Source organism: Kitasatospora sp. NPDC059722 (assembly GCF_042733235.1).
Lineage (GTDB): Bacteria > Actinomycetota > Actinomycetes > Streptomycetales > Streptomycetaceae > Kitasatospora.
In genome coordinates, this window is record NZ_JBHWGD010000008.1 from 68814 (window position 1) to 75658 (window position 6845).

General features: G+C 71.2%; 4 protein-coding genes. 1 reads left to right on the forward strand and 3 read right to left on the reverse strand.

Going from position 1 to position 6845, the window contains the following annotated elements; translation table 11 throughout:
* Positions 1-77 precede the first annotated feature (77 nt).
* Genes ACFV4F_RS07245 through ACFV4F_RS07255 form a run of 3 tightly spaced genes read right to left on the reverse strand, consistent with a single transcriptional unit; the run spans position 78 to position 3666 of the window.
* Positions 78-1055, reverse strand: coding sequence for a carbohydrate ABC transporter permease (locus tag ACFV4F_RS07245; RefSeq protein WP_380438096.1), 978 nt, complete (start codon positions 1053-1055; stop codon positions 78-80).
* Entirely contained in the window at positions 1052-2041 is a 990-nt protein-coding gene (locus ACFV4F_RS07250) for an ABC transporter permease (RefSeq protein WP_380438098.1), read from the reverse strand. Before ACFV4F_RS07250 ends, ACFV4F_RS07245 begins: the two co-directional genes overlap by 4 nt.
* Positions 1996-3666, reverse strand: coding sequence for an ABC transporter substrate-binding protein (locus ACFV4F_RS07255; protein WP_380500727.1), 1671 nt, complete (start codon positions 3664-3666; stop codon positions 1996-1998). The genes ACFV4F_RS07250 and ACFV4F_RS07255 overlap by 46 nt, the downstream gene beginning before the upstream one ends.
* A 173-nt stretch (positions 3667-3839) precedes the next feature.
* Here ACFV4F_RS07255 and ACFV4F_RS07260 point away from each other — a divergent pair, with 173 nt between their 5' ends.
* Positions 3840-6746, forward strand: a complete 2907-nt coding sequence (locus ACFV4F_RS07260) for a glycoside hydrolase family 3 C-terminal domain-containing protein (protein ID WP_380500728.1) — start codon at positions 3840-3842, stop codon at positions 6744-6746.
* Positions 6747-6845: the final 99 nt, after the last annotated feature.

A 6845-nucleotide genomic window follows, 5' to 3' on the forward strand; every position in this document is an offset into this window, starting at 1 on the left:
TCCGGTAGGGGCGCGTTCCCGGTCCGTTTCCGGTCCGTTTCCGGTCCGGCGGGGCGCGCCGGACCGGTGCGGACGGCTCAGCCCTTGATCGCTCCGGTGAGGACACCGGTGCGCAGGTGCTTCTGCACGAACGGGTACACGATCACCAGTGGTACCAGGGTGAGGACGACGACCGCCATCTGCAGGGACAGCGGTGCGGTCTGCGCGTGGGTGCTCCCGAAGCCGGCGTTGACGGAGCCCGGGATGCCGATGCCCCGGTTGACGTAGGTGAGCAACACGTATTGGAGGGGCCACTTCTGACTGTCGGTCGGCATGTAGAGCATGACGTTGAAGAACGAGTTCCAGTAGCCCACGGCGTAGAAGAGCGCGGTGACGGCGGTGACGGCACGTGAGGTGGGCAGGACGACGGACCACAGGATGCGCCAGTCCCCGGCGCCGTCCATCCGGGCCGCGTCGATGAGTTCGCCGGAGGTCTCCTGGTAGAAGGCCCGCAGCACCAGGATGTTGAACACGGAGACCGCGCTCGGCAGGATCAGCGCCCACCACTGGTCGTAGCCGCCGAGTCCGGTGACCACCAGGAAGCTCGGGATCAGGCCGCCGCCGACGAACATCGTGATGATCAGCAGCATCAGGACGAAGCGGTGGCCGAGCGAGCGGGGCCGGGAGAGGCCGTAGGCGCACAGGATCGAGACGGCCATGGACACCGCGGTGCCGACCACCGTGATGCCGAGGCTCACCATCAGGGCGGTGACGACCGTCGGGTCGCCGAGCATCTGGCGGTACGTCTCGGTGGTCAGGCCGTCCGGCCAGATCACCAGTCCGCCGGCCCGGTTGACGGCCCCGGGGGTGGAGAAGCTGGTCAGCACGATGATCCAGAGCGGGACCAGGATGACGGCGAGCATCCCGCCGAGCGTGAGGCCCTTGGCGGCCTGGCCGACCGTGGTCGGCGGCTCGTCCCACGGCGGGCGGGCCGAGCGGGCCCGGCGCCGGGCGGCTGCTGCCGCGGTGCGGCGCTTCTCGCCCCGCGAACCCATGGTGGTGAGTGCGTTCGTCATTTGCGGTACAGCCCGTCCTCGCCGAAGGCGTGCGCCAGCTTGTTGGCACCCCAGATGAGCAGCAGCGAGACCACGCTCTTGAAGAGCCCGGCCGCCGCGCCGTAGCTGTAGCCGCCGGTGGCGATGCCGTAGTAGAAGGAGAAGGTGTCCAGCACGTCCGCGGCGTCGTGGCCGACGGCGTCGCGCTGGATCAGGAACTGCTCGAACCCGACGGACAGGGCGTTGCCGAGCCGCAGGACCAGCATGAGCACGATCACCCCGCGCAGGCCCGGCAGCGTGATGTGCCACATCCGCCGCAGCCGCCCGGCGCCGTCGGCGGCCGCGGCCTCGTACAGCTCGCTGTTGATCGCGCTCAGCGCCGCGAGGAAGACGATGATCCCCCAGCCCGCCTCCTTCCAGATCGCCTGGGAGGTGACCAGCAGCGCGAAGGTGTGCGGGTTGGTCATGATGTCCCAGGTGCCGATGTCGTGCTGGCGCAGGAACTGGTTGAGCACGCCGGCGCCGCCGAGCATCTGCTGGAAGATCGTGACCGCCAGCACCCAGGAGAAGAAGTGCGGCAGGTAGACCACGGACTGGAAGAAGTTGCGGATCCGCTCGCTGATCACCGAGTTGAGCAGCAGGGCCAGGGCGATGGGGATCGGGAAGAAGAGGATCAGCTGGACGAAGCTGAGGTACAGCGTGTTCTTCATCGAGGCCCAGAAGGCCGGGTCGCCGAACAACTGCTGGAACTGGTCGAACCCGACCCACTGGCTGTTCCGGACCCCGACCAGCGGGTCGTACTCCTGGAAGGCGGTGACGATGCCGAACAGCGGCGCGTAGTTGAACACCAGGAGCAGGACGACTGCGGGGACCGTCATCAGCAGGAGGGACTTGTCCCGCCGCAGCCTGATCCGCCAGTCGAGTCGCGCCGGCCTGGCGGGGCGCTGCTGCCGCGCGGTGCTCACTGGCCCGTGCCGTACTTGTTCAGGACGTTCTCGGTCATCCATTTCTTGAGGCGGTCCCCGGGGCCGGAGCGCCAGCTGGCGACGACGTCCTGGACGTCGGAGACCTTCTTCTTGCCGCGGTAGCAGTCCTTGACGGTGTCGTTGACGCTCTGTGCGGCCTCGGCCGCGGCGATGGCCTGCGGCATGCTGTAGTTCACGCCCCAGAAGAGCGGTTTGGTGAGGGCCTTGACGTTGGCGGCCTGCCAGGCCGCGTAGTCCTTGGTGACCGTGTCGCTGCCGGGGTTGCTGATCACCGAGGGGGGACCGGACAGGAACGGGAAGGTCTGCGCCTGGACGTCCTTCTTGCCCTCCTCCGTGAAGGTCGGCACCCCGTTGACGCGGTTGTGGTGGAGGCCCTCGACGCCGAAGTTGACCAGGGTGTACTCGGCGGTGCCGTAGGGGGCGGCGAGGTAGTTCGCGACGGCGAGCAGTTCCTCGATCTGGGCGGGCTTCAGGTCGGCGTTGAGGTAGCTGATGATGCCCGTGGAGGAGCCCATGTAGACCACGGGTGCGCCCTTCCCGTCGGCGGCGAAGAAGTTGAACGCGCCGCGCCGGTAGTTCGGCTCGGCGGCGACGCCGGACTGGTGGTCGCTCAGGTTCCAGCCGCCCGTGCCGCCGCCCTGGATGAGCACCTTCCCGCTGTAGAAGCGCTGGGTGCCCTTGTCGTCGCCGGCCATCGCGTCGGGGTGCATGTAGCCGGCGGTCGCCATGCGGTTGTGCCAGTCGAGGGCCTCCAGGAACTCCTGGGTCTCGAAGAGGTGGACCAGCTTGCCGTTGTCGACCTTCCACTTCAGGGGAGCGCCGAAGGCCGTGTACATGTAGGTCCACACGTCGTCGAAGGCCCACACGCCCCGCTTGGCGTCGGTCAGCTCCTTTCCGAGGTTCATCAGGTCGTCGGCGGACTTCACCTGGTCGGGAGTGATGCCGCGGGCTTCGAGGACGTCCCGGCGGTGGTAGACCATCCCCGCGATGGCGAAGTTGGTGGAGAAGGAGGGGATCCCGTAGATCTTGTCGCCCCAGGCCCCGACCTGCCAGGCCCCGGTGGGGAGGGCGGCCAGGTTCGGGTACTTCTTGATCTTGTCGCCGGACAGGAACGGGGTCAGGTCCGCGACCTGGGTGCCGGCCAGTTCGCCGGTGTTGAAGTTGGGGTTCCACCAGGTCGGCAGGCAGATCCAGTCCGGCAGCTGCTTGGCGGCGGTCATCGTCGGGACGATGGTGTTGTAGTTGTTCCCGTCCGCCGGCTTGATGGTCAGTTCGACCCCGAGGGCCTTGTTCATCGCCTGGTAGAAGGAGTTGCCGACCGGCGGGTTGGTGCCCCACAGCGGCGTGACGGCCGTGTAGCTGCCGCCCTTGCCGGGGACGCCGGAGACGGTGGCGGGCGGGGACGCGGGGTAGGAGAGGTAGGCGGGGTCGGTCGCGGTGTCGGCGCCGCCCGGCACGGAGGCTATGTCCGGCTTGACGGTGGTGCTGCTCGGTGCGTAGGTCGGCAGGGCGGCCTTCAGGCCCTCCTTGGTGTTGATGCCGGCCTTCTTGCCCGAACCGCCGCCGCTGCAGGCGGACAGCAGGGGCGCCATCGCGGCGGCTCCCGCGACCGCGGCGGCGCCGGTCAGGAAGCTCCTACGGTTCAACCCGGATCTCATGGTGGCGTGGCCCCTCTCCGTCGAAGCGTCGAAGCGCTTGGATGTTTCGGCGAGACTAACGACGCGTTACCGGTTCGGCAAGAGGCTGAACAAATGCAAAGTCGTTTGTGTCCTGGGGAGTTGACAGCGCTCCCGGAGCGTGCCAGCGTCGAAGCGCTTCGATGAACGACCACCGAGCCCAGCCCGCCCGAGGGGTATTCCACGTGAGTTCCGTGCCCGCAGCCGCAGCCGGCCTGCCCGCTTTCCGCAATCCCGCGCTCGCCCTGCGCAAGCGTGTCGACGACCTGCTCGGCCGGCTCACGCCCGACGAGCGGCTCGCGATGCTGCACCAGTACGCGCCGGCCGTGCCGCGCCTCGGGGTCGGCCCCTTCCGCACCGGCGCCGAGGGCCTGCACGGCGTCTCGTGGCTGGGCGTGGCGACGGTCTTCCCGCAGGCCGTCGGCCTCGGCGCCACCTGGGACGAGGACCTGGTGCGCCGGGTCGCCGAGGCGGTCTCCACCGAGCTGCGGGCCTTCCACTACCACCGCCCGCCGATGATCGGCACGGCCGAGGACGGACCGAACTCCCTCCAGGCCTGGGCCCCGGTGCTCAACCTGCTGCGCGACCCGCGCTGGGGCCGCAACGAGGAGGGCTACTCCGAGGACCCGGTGCACACCGCGCGCATCGGCGAGGCGTTCTGCCGGGGCCTCGCCGGCGACGACCCGACCTACCTGCGGGCGGCCCCGGTGCTCAAGCACTTCCTCGCCTACAACAACGAGGACGACCGCTGCACCACCTCCTCCGGGGTGCGCCCGCGCGTGCTCCAGGAGTACGACCTCGCCGCCTTCCGGCCCGTCGTCCAGGCCGGTGTCGCGACCGGTGCCATGGCCGCCTACAACCTGGTCAACGGCCGCCCGTGCCACGTCAGTCCGCTGATCGAGACGGAGCTGCGCCGCTGGGCCGGGCCGGCCGGCCCCGACCTGTTCGTGGTGAGCGACGCCGAGGCGCCGTCCAACCTGGTCGACCCGGAGCACTACTTCGAGGACCACGCGGTGTCCCACGCGGCGGCGCTCAAGGCCGGCATCGACAGCTTCACCGACCACGGCCAGGACAGCGCGACCGTGGTCGGCCGGCTGCGCGAGGCGCTGGAACGCGGCCTGATCGACCAGGCCGACGTGGACCGCGCCGTCCGCCGGCAGCTGGAACTCCGCTTCCGCGTCGGGGAGTTCGACCCCGAGCTCGACCCCTACGCCACCACCGGCGCCGACGTGATCGACTGCGCCGACCACCGCGAGCTGGCCCGGCAGGCCGCGACCGAATCCGTCGTCCTGCTCAAGAACGACGGCCTCCTGCCGATCGACCCCGCCCGCACGCCCCGGATCGCCGTCATCGGCCCGCTCGCCGACGCGCTCTTCGAGGACTGGTACAGCGGCACCATGCCGTACCAGGTCGGCCTCGCCACCGGCCTCGGCGCGGCCCTCGCCCCGCACGGCGGCGAAGTGGTCCACGTGGACGGCTCCGACCGGATCGCCCTGCGCTCGCGCACCACCGGCGACCTCCTCGGCAAGACCTCCTTTGACGTCACCGACTGGGGCGGCGGCGCCCTCACGCTGCGCGCCGCCGACACCGGCCGCTTCCTGACCGTCAAGGAGGACGCCGCCCTCGCCGCCGACCTGGAGGTGATCAAGGCCTGGTTCGTCCAGGAGACCTTCCGGCTCGAACCGGTCGGCCCGGCCGGCGAGGACACCGTGCTGCTGTACAACGTGTTCACCGGCCGCTACGCCGCCGTCGACCCGACCGACGGCCGGGTGACCGTCACCGCCGAGACCCCGGAGACCGCCGAGCGCTGGCGGCGGGAACTCCTGCGCGACGGCCTCGCCGAGGCACGCGAAGCCGCCGCGGCGGCCGACGCGGCGCTCGTCGTCCTCGGCAACCACCCGATGGTCAACGGCCGCGAGACGGAGGACCGTGCCGACATCGACCTGCCCGAGGGCCAGGAGGTGCTGCTGCGCGTCGTCGCCGAAGCCCGCCCGGAGACGGCACTGGTGCTGATGAGCAGCTACCCGTTCGCCGCCGACTGGGCCGACGAGCACCTGCCCGCCGTGGTGTGGACCTCCCACGGCGGGCAGGAAACAGGCCACGCGCTGACCGCGGTGCTGCTCGGCGAGGCCGAGCCCGCCGGCCGCCTGCCGCAGACCTGGTACCGCGGCGACGACCCGCTGCCCGCCCCGCTCGACTACGACATCATCAAGGCCGGGTGGACCTACCAGTACCACCAGGGCGCCACCCTCTACCCCTTCGGCCACGGGCTGTCCTACACCGACATCGCCTACCGCGACCCGCGCCTGTCGCAGCCGTCGATCGGCCCGGACGGCGAGGTCGACCTCACGGTCACCCTGGAGAACCGCGGCCGGCGCTCCGGCGGCGACGTGGTCCAGGTCTACGTCCGGGCCCTGGACGCCCGCTACGAGGCGCCCCGGGTGCGCCTCGCCGACTTCCGCAAGGTCCGCCTGGAGCCGGGGGAAAGCCGCGAGCTGACCTTCCGCCTGCCGGCCGAGCGGTTCGCCCACTGGGACGTCGCCACGGGCGCCTTCGCCGTCGACCCCGGCGACTACGAGGTCGTCGTGGCGCGCTCGGCCGAGCACCCGGTCCTCGTCACGCCGCTCACCGTGACCGGGACGGCGCCCGCCCCCCGCGCCGTCGTCGAACGGACCGTCCGGGCCGTCGACTTCGACGACCACACGGACGTCACCATCGTCGACGCCACCCGCGCCGACGGCGACGCCGTCACCCCCACCGCCCCCGGGCAGCCCGCGGCGCTCCTGTTCCGCGCCTGCGACGTGACGGGGGCCGTCCGGATCGAGGCCGAGACCGCCCGCGAGCACGGCGAGGACGGCGCTGCCCGGCTGGAGGTCCGGGCCGGCGGGCACCTGCTGGCCGGGATCGACGTGCCCGTCACCGGCGACCGCTACGCCTGGACGACGGTCACCGTCGAACTCGCCGCCCCGCTCGACGGCGTGCAGGACGTGATCCTGACCCTGCACGGCGACTTCCGGCTCGCCGCGTTCCGCTTCGCCGCGGCCGGCTGACACCTCCCGCCCCACAGACCGGGGGGGCCCCCCCCCGGGGGGGGGGGGCGCCCCCGGACTCCCGGCGCGTGCCGCAGAGGGCGGGGCCCGGCGGGCCCC

Bases quoted from the DNA above. Each gene is read 5' to 3' on its own strand.
- ACFV4F_RS07245 (WP_380438096.1), bottom strand. From the start codon at position 1,055: ATGACGAACGCACTCACCACCATGGGTTCGCGGGGCGAGAAGCGCCGC.
- ACFV4F_RS07250 (WP_380438098.1), bottom strand. From the start codon at position 2,041: ATGGATGACCGAGAACGTCCTGAACAAGTACGGCACGGGCCAGTGAGC.
- ACFV4F_RS07260 (WP_380500728.1), top strand. From the start codon at position 3,840: ATGAACGACCACCGAGCCCAGCCCGCCCGAGGGGTATTCCACGTGAGT.